15 protein-coding genes and 1 pseudogene are annotated in these 20,469 nt (G+C 35.2%); 4 read left to right on the top strand and 12 right to left on the bottom strand.

Translation table 11 applies throughout. From position 1 onward, the window contains the following. Positions 1-28 precede the first annotated feature (28 nt). The 7 genes and pseudogenes from AAYQ05_RS10655 to AAYQ05_RS10685 form a co-directional block, all read right to left on the bottom strand. Positions 29-217: pseudogene (locus tag AAYQ05_RS10655) on the bottom strand (hypothetical protein); the annotation flags it as partial. Positions 218-222: 5 nt separating this feature from the next. After that, entirely contained in the window at positions 223-1,182 is a 960-nt protein-coding gene (locus AAYQ05_RS10660; RefSeq protein WP_343543224.1) for a hypothetical protein, read from the bottom strand. A gap of 93 nt (positions 1,183-1,275) precedes the next feature. Continuing rightward, the gene (locus AAYQ05_RS10665) at positions 1,276-3,276 is read right to left on the bottom strand and encodes a heavy metal translocating P-type ATPase (protein WP_343543226.1); all 2,001 of its coding nucleotides are present in this window, start codon (positions 3,274-3,276) and stop codon (positions 1,276-1,278) included. A 549-nt stretch (positions 3,277-3,825) separates the two neighbouring features. Further along, positions 3,826-5,100, bottom strand: a complete 1,275-nt coding sequence (locus AAYQ05_RS10670; RefSeq protein WP_343543228.1) for an efflux RND transporter periplasmic adaptor subunit — start codon at positions 5,098-5,100, stop codon at positions 3,826-3,828. Between the two features lie 2 nt (positions 5,101-5,102). Continuing rightward, on the bottom strand, positions 5,103-6,386 hold the full coding sequence (locus tag AAYQ05_RS10675; RefSeq protein WP_343543230.1) for a TolC family protein: 1,284 nt from the start codon (positions 6,384-6,386) through the stop codon (positions 5,103-5,105). A gap of 37 nt (positions 6,387-6,423) precedes the next feature. Then, positions 6,424-9,546 (bottom strand): efflux RND transporter permease subunit, encoded by a 3,123-nt coding sequence (locus tag AAYQ05_RS10680; RefSeq protein ID WP_343543232.1) that lies wholly within the window; start codon positions 9,544-9,546, stop codon positions 6,424-6,426. A 120-nt stretch (positions 9,547-9,666) separates the two neighbouring features. Continuing rightward, positions 9,667-9,990 (bottom strand): DUF6660 family protein, encoded by a 324-nt coding sequence (locus AAYQ05_RS10685; RefSeq protein ID WP_343543233.1) that lies wholly within the window; start codon positions 9,988-9,990, stop codon positions 9,667-9,669. 295 nt (positions 9,991-10,285) lie between these two features. Between AAYQ05_RS10685 and AAYQ05_RS10690 the strand changes: the two genes are divergently transcribed. Both AAYQ05_RS10690 and AAYQ05_RS10695 read left to right on the top strand, forming a co-directional pair. After that, positions 10,286-11,407, top strand: coding sequence for a hypothetical protein (locus AAYQ05_RS10690; RefSeq protein WP_343543234.1), 1,122 nt, complete (start codon positions 10,286-10,288; stop codon positions 11,405-11,407). 12 nt (positions 11,408-11,419) lie between these two features. Further along, the gene (locus AAYQ05_RS10695; RefSeq protein ID WP_343543235.1) at positions 11,420-12,184 is read left to right on the top strand and encodes a porin family protein; all 765 of its coding nucleotides are present in this window, start codon (positions 11,420-11,422) and stop codon (positions 12,182-12,184) included. Between the two features lie 69 nt (positions 12,185-12,253). Here AAYQ05_RS10695 and AAYQ05_RS10700 read toward each other — a convergent pair whose 3' ends face one another. The 5 genes from AAYQ05_RS10700 to AAYQ05_RS10720 are packed head-to-tail and all read right to left on the bottom strand — an operon-like array spanning position 12,254 to position 18,827. Continuing rightward, a complete protein-coding gene (locus AAYQ05_RS10700) occupies positions 12,254-12,847 on the bottom strand; it encodes a chemotaxis protein CheB (RefSeq protein WP_343543236.1) in 594 nt (197 codons plus the stop codon). After that, entirely contained in the window at positions 12,826-13,638 is an 813-nt protein-coding gene (locus AAYQ05_RS10705) for a CheR family methyltransferase (RefSeq protein ID WP_281632260.1), read from the bottom strand. Before AAYQ05_RS10705 ends, AAYQ05_RS10700 begins: the two co-directional genes overlap by 22 nt. A gap of 7 nt (positions 13,639-13,645) precedes the next feature. Further along, positions 13,646-14,011 carry a response regulator gene (locus AAYQ05_RS10710; RefSeq protein ID WP_281632259.1) on the bottom strand — a complete coding sequence of 122 codons (366 nt, stop codon included), beginning with the start codon at positions 14,009-14,011 and terminating at the stop codon, positions 13,646-13,648. 17 nt (positions 14,012-14,028) lie between these two features. Then, positions 14,029-17,595: a response regulator gene (locus AAYQ05_RS10715; RefSeq protein ID WP_343543241.1), complete on the bottom strand. Its 3,567-nt coding sequence runs from the start codon at positions 17,593-17,595 to the stop codon at positions 14,029-14,031. A gap of 17 nt (positions 17,596-17,612) precedes the next feature. Further along, positions 17,613-18,827 carry a hybrid sensor histidine kinase/response regulator gene (locus tag AAYQ05_RS10720; RefSeq protein WP_281632257.1) on the bottom strand — a complete coding sequence of 405 codons (1,215 nt, stop codon included), beginning with the start codon at positions 18,825-18,827 and terminating at the stop codon, positions 17,613-17,615. Positions 18,828-19,219: 392 nt separating this feature from the next. Between AAYQ05_RS10720 and AAYQ05_RS10725 the strand changes: the two genes are divergently transcribed. Then, a complete protein-coding gene (locus tag AAYQ05_RS10725; protein ID WP_343543244.1) occupies positions 19,220-20,065 on the top strand; it encodes an SDR family oxidoreductase in 846 nt (281 codons plus the stop codon). 130 nt (positions 20,066-20,195) lie between these two features. Continuing rightward, positions 20,196-20,456: an SWEET family sugar transporter gene (locus tag AAYQ05_RS10730; RefSeq protein ID WP_343543245.1), complete on the top strand. Its 261-nt coding sequence runs from the start codon at positions 20,196-20,198 to the stop codon at positions 20,454-20,456. Positions 20,457-20,469 lie beyond the last annotated feature (13 nt).

The raw sequence follows: 20,469 nt of genomic DNA on the forward strand, positions 1-20,469 counted from the left end.
CAATTCATACGAATCGGGCTTTTTTATCTTAAAATTTCATCCTCTGAATTCGAACCGCATTTAATATCGCTAATAACGCCACGCCGACATCAGCAAAAACAGCTTCCCACATCGTGGCAAGTCCACCAGCGCCTAGAATTAAGACAAAAGCTTTTACTACAAAAGCCAATGTAATATTTTGCCAAACAATCTTTTTAGTTTGTTTTCCGAGGTTTACTTTAATCAATGATAAATCAATATTTCATTATCAAAATCTGTCAGCCAAAAAACATCATACTTATGTTCAATAATTCTAAAATCTTTTGCCCCTCTTGGTAATTGAATATCAATAAGTTTTTTTTCTTTAATAGAAAATAACTTTTGTTTTCCTTTCCAATCATCACTTTTAAAAACTGGTGTCATAATTAAATATTCTGCCGAGGATGTAAAATTTCCTCTTATACCATATTTTTTTCCAGTAGGATTTTTTGAACCATTTTTCAAACCTGAAACTTCATAAATTTTTTCTATTAATTTTCCATTAAAATCTAACTCAACCAAAGCATAAAAATCCATTCCATATCTATTTACACTGCCATGATCTGAACCTTCTAAAAAGACATAAAAATTTGCTCCATTATATAATGAATGCCCTATTATTGGAGTTTTTTTATCATAGATTGAATATATTTTTTCCCATTCAGCTTTACCTTTTTCTTTGTTTACATTCAATTCAGCAATATATCTTGCTTCTGTACTACAAATAGGTTCTGAAAATACAATATTATAGTATTCATTATTGCTGATAACAGAATAATTATAAACTCTCGGCGCTTGTCCATGCTTGCTAAAAGTATCGAGGATTGAAATATTGTCGATTTTTATATAAGATGGTTTTTGATTTATATCATTAAAAATATAGATTGAATCAGCATTATCTATTATTGCAAAATGATTATCATCAATCGCAATTAAAGAAATACCATGATATTTTTTAAAAACTTCTCCTAAATCTTCTAATATTTTATATTCTAATTTTTCATTATAAATGGTAATAATTGCATAATATTCACCACCATTAAAATGTCCTAGAGCCACAAATTTACCATTACCAAGAATTACACTTGTTTTTTCTAATAGATAGATATTTTCAGGTAATGAAAATCTTTTATTGACAACAGGTTGTTTTAGACTTATTTCCATAAGATTGATTTTTTGACACAAGATTATTATTCTTAATATGCTAAACAGCCCTAATAAACCACATTTGTATCAAAATAAGACTAATATTCCATCCTAAAATTTCATCCTCTGAATTCGAACTGCATTTAATATAGCTAACAGCGCTACTCCAACATCTGCAAAAACAGCTTCCCACATTGTGGCAAGTCCGCCCGCGCCTAGAATTAGTACAAAAGCCTTTACTACAAAAGCGAGTGTAATATTCTGCCAGACAATCTTTTTGGTCTGTTTCCCAATATTGACTGCCATTGCAATTTTACTAGGTTTATCGTCCTGAATAACAATATCTGCTGTTTCGATCGCAACATCGCTACCTAAACCTCCCATTGCAATTCCGACTGTGCTCAAAGCAATTACCGGCGCATCGTTTACACCATCGCCAACAAAGGCCACGGTTTCGTTTTTAGCTTTAATTTCGTTGACTTTATTGACTTTATCTTCTGGAAGCAAATCACCAAAAGCACTTTTAATTCCGATTTTATCTGCAACAAACTGAACGACATTCGCTTTGTCTCCACTCAGCATAGTAAGTTTAACTCCTAATGCTTTTAGTTTTGAAACCGTTTCTTGCGCATCTTCTTTAATTTCATCGGCAATTGTAAGATGGCCTGCAAATTGACCTCCGTAAGCAATTGCAATTGTCGTGTAAACAATTGAAGATGGATCAATATCGTACGAAATCACATATTTATCCAAAAGTTTAAAATTCCCTACCAGCAATTCTTTTTCGTTATAAGAAGCTTTCAATCCATGGCCTGAAATTTCTTCAATATCTTTCAGTTCAACAGAAGGATCAATTGATCCAACATGATTATGAATGGCCGTTGCTACTGGATGCGTGCTTCTACTTTCTAAAGCATTGACCAGTTTTAAGATTTCTGCCTGATCAAATTCGGGTTTTATAATGACTTCCTGAACTTTAAAAACACCTTCGGTCATAGTTCCCGTTTTGTCTACCACCACATTCTGAATCGTCGAAATGCTATCAAGGAAATTACTGCCTTTAAACAGAATTCCGTTTTTACTTGCAGCACCGATTCCGCCAAAATAACCCAACGGAATACTGATAACCAAAGCGCACGGACAAGAAATAACCAAGAAAACCAAAGCTCTGTAAAGCCAATCGCTAAAAACATAATTGTCTACAAAAAGCATTGGAAGCAAACAAATTGCAATTGCCAGATAGACTACAATTGGGGTATAAATTTTCGCAAACTTTCTGATGAATAATTCCGCTGGCGCTTTTTTAGTTGTGGCATTTTGGACTAGCTCCAGGATTTTAGACAGTTTACTGTCGTTGTAAGCAGTTGTTACTTTTACTTCTGCAATGGTATTTCCGTTTAACATTCCGGCCAAAACTATATCGCCTTTCTTTTTAGTATCTGGTTTGCTTTCTCCTGTTAAAGCTGCTGTATTAAACGAAGCTGAATCTGATAGCAAAACACCATCTAATCCTAGTTTTTCTCCAGCTTTAAGCTGAATAACCGCTCCAATTTGAACGTCTTTGGCTTTTACTTTTACTGCAACATTATTTTCTAAAATATTTACCTCATCTGGGCGCTGGTCTAAGAGACTTTTAATGCTCGATTTAGCTCTGTTAACCGCCATTCCCTGAAAGGTTTCTCCAATCGTATAAAACAGCATAACAGCTACACCTTCAGGATATTCGCCAATGGCAAACGCACCAATTGTCGCAATACACATAAGGAAAAACTCAGAGAAAACATCTCCTTTTACAATGCTTTCGTAAGCTTCTCTTAAAACCGGAAGTCCAACCGGAAGATAGGCAATTGCATACCAAACGATTCTAACATAATCTTTAAACCAATCTTGCGGAAAATAATTGTCTAAACCGATTCCGATAATCAATAAAACAAAAGATATGATCGATGGCAGGAACAATTGAAAAAGACTGCCGTTTGCGCTATGTTCATGATCATGCCCTTCGTGATTGTGCCCGTCATTATCTGAATGTACAGGTTCGTCATGAGAACAGCAACAGGAAGGTTTGACCTTATTTTTTATCGTTTTTACTTCTTTATCTTGATGTATCATGGATAACTTTTTTAACTTTTAAAGTTTCACGTTTCATGTTTCACGTTAGCAAAACTTTGTTTAAATAATGTCCTAAATTTAAGCATTTTGTGGTAAAGTTTATTGCCACGAAGGCACTAAGTCTCTAAGTTTTTTTTAGTATGCTGGAGTTAATCTCGCAAAGACCCAAAGTCGCAAAGTTTTTTTTGCCACAGATTAAAAGGATTGAAAGAATTAAAAAAAACTATTAATCTGTATAAAATAAAAATCATTTTAATCTGTGGCAAAATTTCAATTGCCTCCAGCTTTAGCTGGAGGTTGAATCAATTCTAATCTCTAGGCTTTAGCCAAACTTGCGCATTTTGGCTAAAGCCTTTTCTTATTGTCTCTTTTTACCTCCAGCTAAAGCTGGAGGCAACTAAAATCAATCTCTTAAATCTGCTTTAAAAAAACTTTGCGGCTTTGCGAGCAAATTCCGCTCCAGCAAAAAAAACTTAGTCCCTTAGTTTCTTCGCAACTTAGCATCTTTAAAAAAAACTTTGTGCCTTGGCGCCTTCGTGGCAAAATCCACTAGTGCGAATGCTCCCCGCCTCCTTTCATTGCAGAAAGCAGATAAAAAGCGCCTTTTGTAACAATCTTCGCTTGAGGATCAATTTTATCAACGAATTTAACTTCTGTAAACCCTAAATCGGTTGTGCCTGGAATTACTTCTACAGCTTTAAAATGAATTTCTTCTTCGTGTGCTTCTTCTTTTTCGCCTGCTGCGTGTTCCTGTTTTTCTTCTACATGACCTTCTTCTTGAACAAAAACAAAATATTTATCGGCATTACGAACCACGGCATCTTTTGGAAGTGCTGGAACAGTTGCATTGGTAATATTAATATTTGCCGAAACGTACATTCCTGGAATCAATCCTTTCGCATCAGCGGGATCAATTTTGGCGTGTACTGCAACTGTTTTACTTTCGTTTGAAAAAGACTTATTGATTCCGAAAATCTTTCCTTTAATCGATTTATTCGACTGGTTTGTTAAGACAAAATCAATTACCTGACCAATAGAAATCGAACCTAAATCTTTCTCATACACATTCAAATCCAAATGCATCTGGCTGTTGTCGACCACTTCAAAAAGCGAAACTCCTGTATTGGCAAAAGCACCTTTGGCAATATTGATTTTTCCAACAAAACCATTTATTGGCGAAACAATTGGCACGACAGATGTTGTTCCTTTTGTATTAACATGCAAAGCATCTAACTTGTTTTTTGCTGCTTGCGCTCTGGCTCTTTCGGCTGCTAATTTGGCTTTTACTTCCTGAAAAGTCTTTCTCGGATTCACATTTTCGTCACTCAACGTTTTCTGACGATTATATTCTAACTGCAAGTACTCCACGTTTGCAACCGCTGACTGATAATCTTCCTGCATTCCTATAACTTCCAGATTCTGAATCGTTGCCAATACTTTTCCTTTGTTAACATAAGTTCCTTCCAAAACAAAAATATCCTTTACCGTTCCGCCAATTAAAGTCGAAACCTCAGCAGAATTTTGCGGAGGAACAGTTGTATAGCCATTCGCTTTGATTACTTTATTCAAATTTCGGTCTTCTACAATACCGGTTTCTATTCCAACCGTTTTGTATTGAGAAGCGCTTAACGCCACTTCTGTAGTAGATTTTTCTTCTTCCTGAGTTTCTTCTACTTTCTTTTGGTTACAGCTTATTAAGGTAACCGCAAAGAGCGCAAAGGTTCCGCAAAGCACGCCAAGTTTAATTTCCTTGCGAGCTGTGCGATTTTTCTTTGCGAACTTTGCGGTTAAATCTGCAGTTAAGTTTCTAAGTATATTTTTCATTTTTAATTGTTTTTGATAGTTGGAAATTGAAGTTCGATAGCGCTTTGATTATAGCTATGTGTCGCTTCTGCAAATTGCTTTTTTATATCGATAGCCTGATTTAAAAAGCTGATATAAGACCAGTAACTCATATCGCCATTGGCATAACTTTTCTGAGCCGTTTCAATAATCTGATTGGCATAATGCAAGCCTTCATTTTGGAAATACGCTAAGTTTTTCTGCTGCTTTTTGAAATTGTTCTGCAATTCTTCTTTCTGCAAGTTCAGCATCATTTTATTTCGATCTAAAGCCAATTGTGACTGTGATATACTGATTTCGGCCGCTTTTGCTTTTGTCGTATTAACACCGCCAAATAACGGAATCTGCAATCCTGCTGTAAATCCTTGAAACAAAGATTCGGTATTGATAGTTTGAGCAAAATATCCTAATCCTACTTTGGGCGTACGCAAAGCTTTAAAGGTTCCTACTTCTTTTTGATAAACCGAAATCTGCTGCTGATACAAATCGGTCATTAGCGTTTCTGCTTTTGTATTTTCCTGATTTTCTGCAAAGTTATATTGCAAAGCAGTATTAGAATCTGGAATGACATTTTCATCTGTTTGGATAAAAAACTGCAATTGCTTCTGATAAATTGCCAAGTCATATTCTAACTGTGCTTTCTGTGTCTCAATTTCTTTTACTTTCGCTTTAGCGCTAATTACTTCAATATTCCCGCTTTCTCCTGTTTTAAAACGAAGTTCAGCGTTCTTCAAGAACTTCGTATAAATATCATTCAATTCTGAGTTGAGTTTCTGGATTGAAATACCATACAAATATTGATAATAGGCCAATGTCACTGCTTTTTCGATTTCGTAAGAAGACAAAGCTTTTCTTTTCTCTGCCAGTTTTGCCAGTTCTTCCTGCAATTGTCGGTTTGCTTTAGTAATATTTCCTAACGGAAAAAACTGCTGTACCGAAACATTATGATCGTAATCGGCACTATTAAACTGCCCGCCTTGATACTGCACCTGAAGTGGATCGGGCTGAAATGCAGCTTTTTTGAGAACGGTTTGTTTTTCGATTTCCTTATCGGCAATTTTTAAGTCGACATTGTTTGATTTCGCTAATTCTATTGCTTTTTCTAGGCTTATGGATTGCTGTGCTTGTGAAGGTAGGGCAACCAATAGAAACGCAATTAACCACAAAACCTTATTTGCTAATAGCAACTCATTTAACCGCAAAGTCCGCAAAGGATGCGCGAAGTTCGCAAAGGTTATCTTTCTTAAACTGTATAATAAATTTTTCATTTTCTTTAAATTTTTCTTTGTGTGCTTTGCGTAAACCTTAGCGTTCTTTGCGGTTAAACCCACGCTCCAACAATAAATACAAAATCGGCAAAACAATTAATGTCAATAAAGTTGCTGAGATTAATCCGCCGATTACTACGGTTGCCAAAGGTTTTTGCACTTCTGCTCCGCCGCTTGTAGATAAAGCCATTGGTAAAAATCCTAATGAAGCTACTGCTGCAGTCATTAAAACAGGACGCAAACGTGTTTTGGTTCCGATAAGAACGCGCTGAAACGGATCTAAAATTCCTTCTGTCTTTAATTGATTGAAATACGAAATCAATACAATTCCGTTTAAAACGGCTATTCCGAACAAGGCGATAAACCCAATTCCGGCAGAAATACTAAACGGCATTCCTCTCAGCGAAAGCGCAAAAACACCTCCGATGGCCGATAACGGAATCGCACTAAAAATCAACAATGCTTGTTTCGCACTTTTGAAAGTAAAATACAGTAAGACCAAAATTAGTCCCAAAGCAATTGGCAAGGCTACAGAAAGTCTTTTTGAAGCTTCAATCAGATTTTCAAACTGTCCGCCATATGTTACATAATAACCTGCTGGAAGTTTAAAACTTTTATCCAATTTCGCCTGAATTTCTTCCACTACACTTTTAATGTCTCTTCCGCGAACATTCAATCCAACCGTAATTCTTCTTTTTCCGTCTTCGCGGATAACCTGTACAGGGCCTTGTTCGTAATCAACAGAAGCAACCTGAGAAAGCGGCACTTGCTGTCCACTTGGAAGCGGAATAAAAAGATTGCTGACATCGGTAATATCAGCACGATTATTTTCGTCCATTCTCACCACTACATCAAACCTTTTGCTTTCGTCATAAATCTTTCCGGCCACTTCTCCAGCAAAAGACGAACGAATAATTTGGTTGATATCTGAAATATTCAGTCCGTACAACGCGATCTTATCATAATCGTATTTGATGGTAATTTGAGGCAATCCCGTTACTTTATCGGCTTTTAAATCACCGATTCCGTCAATTCCTTTTATTTTCGAAATTAACTCAGTCGCTTTAGCATCTAAGATTTCCAAATCGTCGCCAAAAATCTTGATGGCAATATCAGAACGGCTTCCTGTCATTAGCTCATTAAAACGCATCTGAATAGGCTGAGAAATCTCAATATTTGCTCCTGGAATAATCTCCATTTCCTCTTTCATGGCATTGGCCAAATCTTCCCAATTATGATATTTTCTTTTCCATTCCTTTTTGTCTTTTAAAACAATGATTAAATCCCCGCTTTCTATTGGCATCGGATCGGTCGGAATTTCACCGCTTCCGATTTTGGTGACAATCGTTTTAATTTCTGGGAATTTAGCTTTCAGAATCTGTTCGTATTTGGTTGTAGTTTCTACCATCTGCGTAAGCGAACTTCCCGTCATAATCGTAGCATTGATTGCCAAATCGCCTTCTTCGATTGTCGGAATAAATTCGCCTCCCATATTTTGGAAAACAATAAAAGCAAAAGCAAATAACCCAATCGCGACAGAAAGCACTACTTTTTTAAATTCTAAAGCTTTTTTCAACAAAGGCGTATAACGGCTTTCCAACCACGCAATCATGCGGTCGCTGAAATTTTCTTTGTGTTCTGTTTTTTTAGAAAGAAACAAGGCGCTCATCATCGGAATATAAGTCAGAGAAAGAATAAATGCTCCAATAATGGCAAAACCAACCGTCATTGCCATTGGTTTAAACATTTTTCCTTCGGTTCCAATTAAAGCTAGAATTGGCAGATATACAATCAAGATAATTATCTCACCAAAAGCGGCGCTATTCCTGATTTTTGAAGCCGAATTGTAAACTTCATCATCCATTTCTTGCTGGGTCAATTCTTTTTTGTTTTTGAATTGCTGCAGATGATGCATCGTGGCTTCCACAATAATTACGGCTCCGTCGACTATGATTCCGAAATCTATGGCTCCAAGACTCATCAGGTTTCCACTTACTCCAAAGGCATTCATTAAAATAACAGCAAAAAGCATTGCCAGCGGAATTACAGAAGCAACAATCAATCCTGCACGAAGATTTCCTAAGAATAAAATCAGAACAAAAATCACGATTAACGCTCCTTCTAATAAATTCTTCGCAACGGTTCTAATAGAATTGTCTACCAATTTCCCTCTGTCTATAAAGGCCTCGGCAACAACACCTTCTGGAAGGCTTTTGTTAATCTGAGCCATTTTTTCGTGAACACGGTTTACAACAGCGCTAGAATTCTCTCCTTTGAGCATTAAAACCATTCCAGAAACAATTTCTCCTTTTCCGTCTTTGGTTGAAGCGCCATAACGCAAAGCTACTCCTTCGCGTACTTGCGCCACATTGCGCACCAAAACAGGCGATCCGTTTCGGTTTTTAACTACAACATTTTCAAGGTCTTTTATGCCTTTTGCCATTCCGACGCCTCGAATAAAATACGTGTATTGGTCTTTTTCGATGTATGCACCACCTGTATTTTGATTGTTTTTTTCTAAAGCATCAAAAATTTCGGTAATCGTTACACCTAAACTATTCAGCATATTCGGATTTACGGCAATTTCGAATTGTTTCAATTTTCCCCCCCAAGTACTTACATCAGCAACACCGCGGATTCCCTGCAATTGCGGAATAATAATCCAATCCTGAATTGTTCTTAGCTCAACAGCACTATACTTGTTTTCATACCCTTTTTTGGCATAAACATCATATTGATAAATTTCTCCCAATCCTGTTGAAATTGGCGCTAATTCGGGAGAATTTACATAATCTGGAATGTTTTCTTCGGCTTGTTTTAAACGCTGAAATATTTGTTCGCGAGCCCAATAAATATCTACATCGTCTTCAAAAACAACGGTTACAACCGATAGTCCAAAACGCGAAATACTGCGGAGTTCTATGATATCTGGAACGGTCTTTACAGCTCTTTCTAAAGGATAGGTAATTAATTGCTCTACTTCCTGACTCGCTAAAGTTGGTGCCGTTGTAATAATCTGAACCTGATTGTTGGTTACATCCGGCAGGGCATCGAGTGGTAAATTTTTAAGCGAATAGCTTCCCCAAGCAATGAGTGCAAGGGTAAATAATAGTATTACGAATTTGTTTCGTATACTAAATTGAATGATTTTATCTAACATTTTAATATATAATGACGTGAGAAATTAGACAAATGAATTGTCTGTAAATGTGTGGAAAGTCCACAACTCTCTCGCCCGTTTTCGATTCCGACAACTATCGGAACTGAACAGGCATAATCATTATGCTATTTGAGGGGGCTGCCAAATACTTCCGAAGAAATTGGAAATAAAAACAGAACTATAACTTGGTAAGACAATTGAAATTTGATTGTAAGTTTTAGGAAATTCAAAACTTACAGCAGAATGGTAACTTAGAACTTGTGCTCCACAGCAGTTGCAGACACAAAAAGGAGAACATAAATCATTGTTTTTGTCGTGCGAATGATTGTCTTCTGAAGCAAACTGAGCGGTTTTATGCATAGCGCTGTTTACTTCCATATCCGCACATGGCATATTAGATAATGCCAACAGGTAAATTGATAATATGATTGTTATCCATTTCACAGCTGTAAAAATACAATTATTTTTTAAACTGGTAATTGATAGCGATAATTAGTAAAAGAAAAATACTTAAAAATATCTTAAAATTATTTTTAAATCTTTTATCATTTTCTCATTTAATTTTTGTCGGAGGTAAGAAAATTTCGTTAACTTTAACACTAATTAACACATTCTTAAGCCTTAATCTTTAATTATAATACAAACCTATATCGCATACCAATAAAAAGATTCCCATAATAGCATTAGTACATATTTATTTTTCGCAGTTTAATTAATTAACATTAAAACACTCTAATCAATGAAATGTAATACACTAATATCAGCCTTTTTATTATTATTCAGCATGCAAATTTTTGCGCAGGTTTATACCGATAAAATTGTAGGTAAAAAAAATGAAGATTTAAAAGATAGTCTTAAAGTCGAAAAATACCCTTACGCACTACCAATCTGGGGAGAAAAAGTAGCACAGAAAGGCTATAAACTTCCTTATTCTGCAGGAGTTTCTGTTAATTATTTTTGGCAGGAATCTGAAATTGTTATTAATGATTTGAATATTGGCTTTAATCATGGCCCACAATATAACTTAGATGAAATTGTACGATTTAATAAATCAACGGTTGAAGCTGGTGCGCTTACGATTAGACCTGATGTGTGGCTGCTTCCCTTTTTAAATATTTATGGAATTTTCGGAAAGGCCAAAACGGCAACAAAAATTAATGCTGGTATTTGGGTGCCAGACGCAGATAACAATTGGTCTGAAATTGCAAGTTTCAGTACTAAAGCCAATTTTGATGCTACTACTTTTGGTATCGGTATGACCCCAACAATTGGTATTGGCGGTGGTTGGTTTGCACTAGATATGAACATGGCTTGGACAGATATTAGTTCTCTTGACAAACCTGCATTCTCTTATATTTTTGGTCCTAGATTAGGAAAAACATTTAAATTTAATAAACCAGACACTAACATAGCAATTTGGGTTGGAGCTTTTAGAGTTCATATTTCTGGAGATACCAATGGAGATTTGCCTTTATCTGATTTTATTGATCTAAGCAGTGCCCAAGCTAAAGTAGACACTGGACTTCAAAAAGTCTCTGAGAATCAAACAAAAGTAGATAACTGGTGGGATGGTTTGACTCCAGCTGAACAAAAAAATCCAGTTAATATTGCTAAACATAACACTGCCGATAGAGCTTTAGATAGAGCAGGTACATTCTTAGCAACTCTAGACGGAGCATTGAGTACAGCTTCAGATTCATCTGTTCAATATTCACTTCAAAAAAGACCAAAAGATATGTGGAACTTTATTATAGGATCTCAATATCAATTCAGCCGACACGTTATGTTTCGCGCAGAAGCCGGTTTCTTAGGTTCACGTACACAAGTATTGGGCAGTCTTCAGTATCGTTTTGGACTTTAATTCATAAATCATATGAAAAAAAGTTTTCTGATCTTTATCGTTTTCTTTTGTATTACCACAGCACGATCCCAAGTCTTGATTTCCTTAATCTTTGGAGATAAACTCAACTCAGAGTTTTTAGAATTTGGTCTTGAAGGCGGTGCTAATTTTTCTACTATTTCCAATATGGGATCGTCTGCTTTAAACCCGGGTTTTAATCTTGGTTTTTACTTTGACTTCAGGTCTAAGAAAAATCCAGCTTGGATGATCAATACTGGAGTAATTGTAAAATCGCCTATGGGAGCCAAAGATATTCCGGTGTATTCATTAAATGATGAAAATCTAGACAATACTTTTGCTGGCGGACATGTAAATCGTGAAATTCGATATTTTAATGTTCCGATATTAATTAAATACCAATTCAAAAACAATATCTACCTTAAAGCAGGTCCGCAATTTGGTTTGTTAGCCAAAGCATTTGATGAGTTTAAAAACGAAATCAACAATGACGATGTGGTATATAAGAAAAACATCAGAGACCAAATTCATGTTATAGATGCCGGACTTGCCTTTGGTGCTGGTTATCACATGAATGTTGGTCATGGTTTAAATATTACCGTTCAATATTACTTGGGACTTGTGACAGTAATGAAAGGAGATGGTCCAAATAATCAATACAACAGATCTTTGTATGTCACCGCGGGATTGCCAATTGGAAAAGGAAAAGCAGCGCAAAGAAGAGCTGAAAAAGAAGCTGAATTAAATAAAGTGGTGCTTCCAGAAGATGAAAAAAAATAAGAAATTGAAAATTTTAGATTGAGGATTAACGATTTTTGATTTCTTCCATCTGAAATTTAAAATCGTTAATCAAAAATCAGCAATATTAATTTCTTTTATAAACTCCAAAATCTCTTCGGTACTTAAAATAAAATCAGGCATAGTATGCAAAATGGCATTATTGGGCATAAAAGGCATATCTGCAGAAAGCGGATTCTGTACAACGCTTATTCCGCCAGCTGTCTGAATTGCTCGCAATCCAACCGTTCCATCAGAATTGGAACCCGACAGCAAAATACCAACCAGATTTTCACCATAAACCTCTGCAGCAGACTCAAAAGAAACATCTATACTTGGTCTGCTATAGTTTATTTTTTCTGAAGTGTCTAAAGACAAGGTTTCGCTTTTTTCAAATAATAAATGATAATTAGAAGGCGCTATATAAATAAATCCTGGTTTGAGTTTGACTTTATCTTCTACTTCTTTTACTCCAATTTTTGATTTTAAAGCGATTAAGTCTTCTAGAGTCTGCTCATCTGAGTTTTTTCTGTGAACAACAATAACAATTGCGAAAGAAACTGCTTTATCTAAAAATGGTAGAATCTGCAATAATGCCTGCAAACTTCCAGCCGAACCGCCAATTATAACTACCTTACAATTTGTTATTCTTTTATTTTCCTCCATATTTTCTCCTTATCAAATTGTTTGTATTTGGTTTGAGATATAGAATACTTTATAGTTTCTTTTGTTCCGAGAGCTAAAAAGCCTAAAACGGCCAGACTGTCATCAAAAAGATTGACTACTCTTTTCTGCAGATTATTATCAAAATAAATTAAAACATTGCGGCATAAAATGAGGTCGAATTCATTGAACGAAGTGTCTGAAACCAGATTATGCTGTGAGAAAACCATTTTCTCCGATAGATTTTCATTAAACTTTGCAAACCCGTAATTGGCAATATAATAATCTGAAAAATCTTCCTGACCGCCCGCCTCTCGGTAATTATCGGCATAATCTTTTATCATTCTCAACGGAAAAATACCGCTTTTGGCTGTTTCCAAAACCGTTGCATTTATGTCTGTTGCATACAATAATGATTTGTGCAGCAAGCCTTCTTCTTTGAGCATAATGGCCATCGAATACACTTCTTCTCCCGTAGAACATCCGGCATGCCAGATTCTAATAAAAGGTTTGGTTCCTAGTAAAGGGAGAATTTCTTTTCGAAGGGTTTGATAAAAAGACGGATCACGAAACATCTCTGTAACGTTAACCGTTATTTCGTCAATCATTTTTTTGCAATATTCTGGATCGGTGCGGACTTTAGACAAAAATTCATGAAAATGCTTGAATCCATCCAAAGTAAATACCCTGCTTACACGTCTTTTAAGTGATGCTCTTGAATAACTTCCAAAATCAAAACCATAATATTCGTAAACTTCATTAATGAGAGTTTCTAATTCAATATCTTCAATCATAATTCATTTAAATTTCTCCCAAGATGTGAAGTAATTTATCTACATCTACAGGTTTTGAGATGTATGCATCTGCTCCGGCTTGTAAACATTTTTCTTTATCTCCTGTCATAGCTTGCGCTGTTACGGCAACTACAAAAGTATTCTCTTGCGAGGGAATGGCTTTAATAAGCGGAATCGCCTCGTAACCATCCATTTCTGGCATCATCATATCCAATAAAACGGCATCAATTGAGTTATCTTTTGCTAATATTTTCAAGGCTTCTTCGGCACTTAAACAAGACAAACAGTCAAAAGATTTTGCTTTTAAAGTATTTACTAAAGCAAAAATATTTCTAGAATCGTCATCTACAATCAATACTTTTTTCTTTTCCATGTACAGTATTTTTAAGATTAGATTTTATCGTATAACCAAACTCGAAGCAGCGATAACAATTGATCGACATCGACCGGTTTTGTAATGTAATCTGAAGCTCCCGCCTTAATACATTTTTCTCTATCACCAGTCATCGCTTTTGCTGTTACAGCGATTACTGCTAAGTTAAGAAATTTAGGATTGCTTCTAATCTTTTCTGCTGTTTCGTAACCATCCATATTTGGCATCATCATATCTAAAAGCACTACATCTGTATCTGGATTTTCGTTCAGAATCTTAATTGCCTCTTTTCCGTCAAAAGCTGTAATAACATTCATTTTAAATGCTTCTAAAGCTTTAGAAAGCGAATAGATGTTTCGCACATCATCATCAACAATTAATACTTTTTTCTCAAATAAAATATTGTTTAACGAATTCAGTTTTTTACTGCTTTCTTTTCCTGCATTTCCTTCTTTTTTATTTTCTACTAAGTGAAGGAAAAGCGAAACCTCATCGAGCATTCTTTGGTACGAATGTGCCGTTTTTACAATGATCGAATCGGCATATTTCTTAATTTTTAATTCTTCTTTTATAGAAAGGCTCTTTCCTGTAAACACAATTACTGGTAGATTCTCTAAACCTGGACTTTTCTTAACGCCGTCTAGAATTTCGTACGCCTGCTTGTCTGGAATTCCCATATCTAGAATTACACAGTCTACCTCTTCTTTTCCTAAAGAAGATAAACCTTCTGAAACTTCGCTTTTAATTTCTGAATTAATATTATAAGTCTCTAGAAAATATGCTAGTGCTTTTGCATGTTTCGGGTTATCTTCAATAATTAAAACTTTCTGCGATTCTTTGTTTATAATGTGTTCAATACGTTTGAAAACATCTGGAATTCGATCAAAAGCAACCGGTTTATCTAAGAAATCTACAGCTCCTTTTAGCAGACTTTCCTGTTTCAGTTTATGCGAAGACATAATATGCACCGAAATATGTTTGGTATGAGAATGATTTTTTAGCTCTTCTAAAACCTGCCATCCACTTTTTATTGGAAGTTCGATATCCAATAAGATTCCGATTGGTCTGTAAATTAAAGCAAAATTTAAGGCATAATCACCTCTTACTGCCACTACTCCTTTGTATCCTTTTTTCTGTGTGAAAGCCAATAACGATTTTGCAAAATTGATATCGTCTTCTACAATCAAAATGACTTTATCGCCTTCGACAATTGAATCTCTGTCGTCTTCAATTTCTTGCGGAATAACTTCACTGATGTATTTTGGTTTTTCTTCATCGCCTTCCATCGTTACTTCGATTTCTTCAGCATGCGGAATTTTATTTACCGAAACTTTGTTGATAGCAAATCCTAAAACTGGAAGACATAGCGTAAACGTACTTCCTTCGTTTACTTTACTATGCAAAATGATTTCTCCTCGCAATAATTTAGCCAATTCACGACTGATTGACAATCCTAAACCAGTTCCGCCATATTTACGTTTTGTTGAACCATCGGCTTGCTGGAACGCCTCAAAAATCAATGGCTGTTTTTCGATCGGAATTCCGATTCCGGTATCTTTTACTATAAAACAGATTATTTTATCATCGTCTGTATCGACTTTAATTTCAAGAGAAACAGTTCCTTTTTCGGTAAATTTAATGGCATTCGAAATCAGGTTTTTCAAAATCTGCTCCAAACGCATTTTGTCTGTTTTAATAACAATTGGCGCTTCTTTGGCAATAATTTCAAAATTAATTCCCCTTTCTTTTGCAACCAGATAAAACAGATTATGAAGATTATCTGTAATTTCTTTAGTTGAAACATCTAAGAATTCCAGATCCATTTTTCCAGCTTCAATTTTAGATAAATCTAGAATTTCATCAATTAATCCCAACAAACTGTTTCCTGAACTCTGAATTACTTTTGCAAATTCGATTTCTTCATTGTTCATCGTTTTATTGTTATTTTCAGACAACAAACGGCTTAACAATAAAATAGAATTCAGCGGTGTTCTCAATTCGTGCGACATGTTAGCCAAAAATTCCGATTTATAACGAGTTGTCAGCTCCAAAGCTTCTGATTTTTTCTGAATTTCTGTATTTTTTTCTTCCAATAAAACACTTCTTTCAGAAAGTTCTTCATTGGTTTGTTCCAACTCTTCCTGCTGCACGCGAAGTTCTTCTTCAGAAGCCTGTAATTTTTCCGTCTGCGCTTCTAACTCAGCATTTATCGCTTCCAATTCGCTGTGCTGAATTTGAAGTTCTTCAGACTGAGATTTGGTTTCTTCCAGAAGTTCCATTACTCTTTTGCGATTTTGAGTTGCTTTTATGGCAATTCCGATATTATTGGCTACAATATTCAAGAACTCAAGCTGCAGCATCGAAAATCCGTAGATGCTAGCCAGCTCAACCGCTCCTTCAATCTTGAAATCCATTAAAGGCATTGCCACGATATGAGTTGGTTTTATTTCTCCCAATGCATAATTGATCTGAATATCGTCTGGAGAAAGTGTTTTTAACTCCAACATTTTTCCAGAAACAATAGATTGCCCAATCAACCCCTCGCCTTTCTTGATTCGTTCTCTGTTTTTACTCGGTATATAACTGTAACCTCCTGTAACAGTCAATTCTTCTCCATCTACAACATACAAAACTCCTGCACTGCTGTTGGTATATTGGCACAAAAATTCGATTACATCTTTAGATAATTTCTGAATTGTTTTTTCGCCCAGCATTTTATCATTCAAAGTCGCAACGCCTGATTGAAGCCATTCTTTTTGAGACAATAATTCGAAAGAATCTTTTAATGAATCTTTCATGTTATGAATAGATGATCCCAAAGCACCTAAAGTATCAGCTTTTCTATCATCGATTTGGACATCGTAATTTCCTTTAGCAATTTGTGTCGCAATGCCACTTATTACTTCAAGTCTTTCTGCTGTTTCTTTATCTTTTTTTATTAATTCTTGTTGCAGCAAAGTTCTCTCGTTGTAATCTTTCAGAATTCTGATTAGGAAAACAATAGAAATAAGAAAGGCTATAAAGAAAGCAATGGCAATTAAAGCCAAACTATAATTTCCGTAACGTTCTGAATTTGAATTACGTTCCTCTAAAAGTTTTTGTTCTGTATTTTCAACTTTTTTGACGATTGCCTTAATGTCATTCATCATTTTTCGACCTTCATTCAAGTCGAAAATCAGTGTTTCTTTGCTTAATCGTTTTTTGACAATCTGATTATTCAAATATTTAAAGAAACCGGAGCGTTTGGTACGCAATTCTTCTAGTAATTTTGTCTGTGAGGGATTGTCAGACGTAAGTTCATCTAACTTTTCAAAATAAGTATTTGATTTGGCTTCCGAATCATTAAAACGGCCCACAAACTGTTCGTCTCCTGTAAGCAGATAGCCTCTCATGCTGGTTTGGGCTTCTGTAATAATCGATGAACCTTCGTTTAGGTTATAGATTACATCCTGCGTATGGTTTACCCAAAAGTTACTGTTTAGTAAACTTTTAATACTAATAAAAGAGGCAACAGAACTAATAGTAAGTACAAGCAGTGAAACTAGTGAACTGATTAATAAATTTCTTTTAAAATTACCATTCATATATTTCTAAATTATTTTTATTCGTATTTTAAAGGAAGAACAATGATAAAGCTTGCACCTTCTCCCACTTTACTTTTAGCCGTAATTAATCCGTTATGTTTTTCTATGATTTTCTTAGCAATTGCCAGTCCAATTCCCGTTCCTTCGTAAGATTGGCGATCGTTTAAGCTTTGAAAGATAATAAAAATACGATCAAGATAAATCTCATCAAAACCAATTCCGTTATCTTTTACTGTAATTCTGCAAAATTTTCCTTCTGGCGAAGTCGGACTTTCGATTGCTTTTTCTAAAATAGTTTCCGAAGTAATTTCGATTACCGCTTTTTCGTCATTTCCAGAAAACTTCAAAGCATTTCCAATGAGATTTTGAAAAACCTGACGCATCTGGCTCGGAATACTGTCAATTGTTGGTAGTTCGTTGGTTTTTATTGTGGCATTTTTGCGTTCTATGAGATAATCAAAATCACCCAACACTTCCTGTAAAACCACGTTTAAATCTGTTTTCTCAGGTTTAACTTGTGCCGAAAGTCTAGAATAGGCCAAAAGATCGGTAATCAAAGTCTGCATTCTTTCTGCCGATTTTATCGTTCGATCTACATAATCAATCGCTTTGTCGTCTGCCTTTAAATACAGATCTTTTATAATTTTAATGAATATCTGAATCTTGCGAATAGGTTCATTTAAATCATGCGATACTACCCACGAAAACTGCTGCAACTCATGATTTCGGAGTTCCAGTTCTTCGTTTTTCTGAACCAATTCCCGCGTTCTCTCCGCAATTTTTATTTCAAGATTGTCCTGAGCTTCTTTTCTAATTTTGATTTCTTTAGAAAGCAGGTCTTTCATAGCTCGAAGTTCGTTTTGCTGTTCGTAAATCTTAATGAAAGTCTTTACTTTAAGAATCAGCAAATCGCTGTCTACTGGTTTGGTAATATATTCAACAGCACCTGTTTCATATCCTTTAAAAATGTATTTTTTCTCGGTATTAAGTGCCGAAAGAAAAATTACGGGAATGTCTTTTGTGCGTTGGTTTCCTGAAAGGATTTTTACCACTTCAAAGCCATCAAGTCCTGGCATTTGAACATCCATAATTATCAGACAATAATCTGTTTTTAGGATTTTCTTTAAAGCTTCTTCTCCAGATTCGGCACTATCGACATCGATATTATGCAGCTCTAATGTTTTCTTTAAGGCAATAATATTCGCCCTTATATCGTCTACAATTAATACCATGCCGTGTGGGAGCTAAATCTGTTGTAAATCAAAACTCTTGAATTTAAAGTGAAATTTAAAAATTTTCTTATTTTTTTAAAGAATTGCCGAAGCAACTCTTAAAAATTATGTAGAAATTCTCAAATGTATAAAAAAAATAGCGAGCAGGTTTTTTATCTAAATCGGAAATAGTTACAAAATTCCCATCTTTTGCCGTGATTTTAATCATACTGTATGATTGCTAACTTATTAGAAATTTCTTATTATTTCAACATTTTCCACTAATTGATGTATTTTCATACAACACACCGCTTTTTGATTTTATTGAGGCAAACAAAATGTCTTTTAAGGCAAGTAAAATTATAGCTATCATCTAATTTTAATTGCATTAAAAAAGCTTAAAAAGAGAAATCATGAAAAAGAAACAAACATTTCCCGAGCAAAAACAAAATCTTCCCGGCAATGAACACATGATGAATCCCGAGCCTGAAATTATTAGAGAAAACTATGTTGGAAGCGGTAAATTATTTGGAAAAACAGCTTTTATTACTGGAGGAGACAGCGGAATAGGACGAAGTGTCGCGGTACATTTTGCCCGCGAAGGTGCCAATATAGCGATTGTCTACTTAAAAGAAGATAAAGATGCCAAAGAAACCAAAGCAATGATCGAAAAAGAAGGTCAGCAATGTCTATTGATTAGCGGTGACTTAAAAGATGAAAAATTTTGCCAAAATGCCATTAAAAAGTGTCATAGTACTTTTAAAAGCCTCAATATTATTGTGAATAATGCGGCAACTCAGTTTCCGCAAACTGAAATAGAAAATATAACTACGACACAACTCCATAAAACTTTTGAAACCAACATTTATCCTTTCTTTTATATCACAAAAGCGGCACTTGCTTTCTTAAAAGAAGGCGATTCAATTATCAATACAACGTCTGTAACTGCTTTCCGCGGAAGCGAGCATTTAGCAGATTATGCCAGCACAAAGGGTGCGATTGTTAGTTTTACGCGATCACTTTCGACTATGTTGGCAAAAAAGAAAATACGTGTAAATGGCGTTGCTCCAGGACCAATCTGGACTCCTTTGATCGTAGCCAGTTTTGATAAATTATCTGATTTCGGAAAAGATAATCCGATGGAAAGAGCCGGACAGCCATCTGAAGTAGCTCCTGCGTATGTATTTCTGGCCTGCGAAGACAGCAGTTATATTACTGGACAGTTTATTCATATCAATGGCGGTGAATTGGTGGGGTAAAATAAGGTTCTGAGGTTCTGAGATGCTAAGGTTCTAAGTTTTTCTTTTTGTAATCTACATAATGAGCCTAATAACAAAACCAGCGAATACCTTAGAACCTTAGGAGCTTAGAAACTTAAAAAAAAGAAAAATGAATTTTGTAGAAATCATCGGACTTTTTGCTGGAACTTGTGTGACCATCGCAACGATACCGCAGATTCTGAAAGTTTGGAGAACCAAAAAAGTAAAAGAAATTTCGCTTAAAATGTTTGGCACACTCACTTTCGGAATTGCGGTTTGGGTGGTTTATGGGATTTTAAAAAACGATTTGCCCATTATTATCACCAATAGCATTTCGCTTATTTTAAATCTCATCATGGTTTATTTTATCATTTATTATGAAAAAGAATAAGCATAAAAAAACA

Source organism: Flavobacterium movens (genome assembly GCF_039581425.1).
Lineage (GTDB): Bacteria > Bacteroidota > Bacteroidia > Flavobacteriales > Flavobacteriaceae > Flavobacterium > Flavobacterium luteolum.

Excerpts from the sequence above, each read along its gene's own strand:
- AAYQ05_RS10695 (WP_343543235.1), top strand. The coding sequence starts at position 11,420 with ATGAAAAAAAGTTTTCTGATCTTTATCGTTTTCTTTTGTATTACCACA.
- AAYQ05_RS10715 (WP_343543241.1), bottom strand. The coding sequence starts at position 17,595 with ATGAATGGTAATTTTAAAAGAAATTTATTAATCAGTTCACTAGTTTCA.
- AAYQ05_RS10665 (WP_343543226.1), bottom strand. The coding sequence starts at position 3,276 with ATGATACATCAAGATAAAGAAGTAAAAACGATAAAAAATAAGGTCAAA.
- AAYQ05_RS10660 (WP_343543224.1), bottom strand. The coding sequence starts at position 1,182 with ATGGAAATAAGTCTAAAACAACCTGTTGTCAATAAAAGATTTTCATTA.
- AAYQ05_RS10705 (WP_281632260.1), bottom strand. The coding sequence starts at position 13,638 with ATGATTGAAGATATTGAATTAGAAACTCTCATTAATGAAGTTTACGAA.
- AAYQ05_RS10680 (WP_343543232.1), bottom strand. The coding sequence starts at position 9,546 with ATGTTAGATAAAATCATTCAATTTAGTATACGAAACAAATTCGTAATA.
- AAYQ05_RS10670 (WP_343543228.1), bottom strand. The coding sequence starts at position 5,100 with ATGAAAAATATACTTAGAAACTTAACTGCAGATTTAACCGCAAAGTTC.
- AAYQ05_RS10720 (WP_281632257.1), bottom strand. The coding sequence starts at position 18,827 with ATGGTATTAATTGTAGACGATATAAGGGCGAATATTATTGCCTTAAAG.
- AAYQ05_RS10725 (WP_343543244.1), top strand. The coding sequence starts at position 19,220 with ATGAAAAAGAAACAAACATTTCCCGAGCAAAAACAAAATCTTCCCGGC.
- AAYQ05_RS10710 (WP_281632259.1), bottom strand. The coding sequence starts at position 14,011 with ATGGAAAAGAAAAAAGTATTGATTGTAGATGACGATTCTAGAAATATT.
- AAYQ05_RS10675 (WP_343543230.1), bottom strand. The coding sequence starts at position 6,386 with ATGAAAAATTTATTATACAGTTTAAGAAAGATAACCTTTGCGAACTTC.
- AAYQ05_RS10730 (WP_343543245.1), top strand. The coding sequence starts at position 20,196 with ATGAATTTTGTAGAAATCATCGGACTTTTTGCTGGAACTTGTGTGACC.
- AAYQ05_RS10700 (WP_343543236.1), bottom strand. The coding sequence starts at position 12,847 with ATGGAGGAAAATAAAAGAATAACAAATTGTAAGGTAGTTATAATTGGC.
- AAYQ05_RS10690 (WP_343543234.1), top strand. The coding sequence starts at position 10,286 with ATGAAATGTAATACACTAATATCAGCCTTTTTATTATTATTCAGCATG.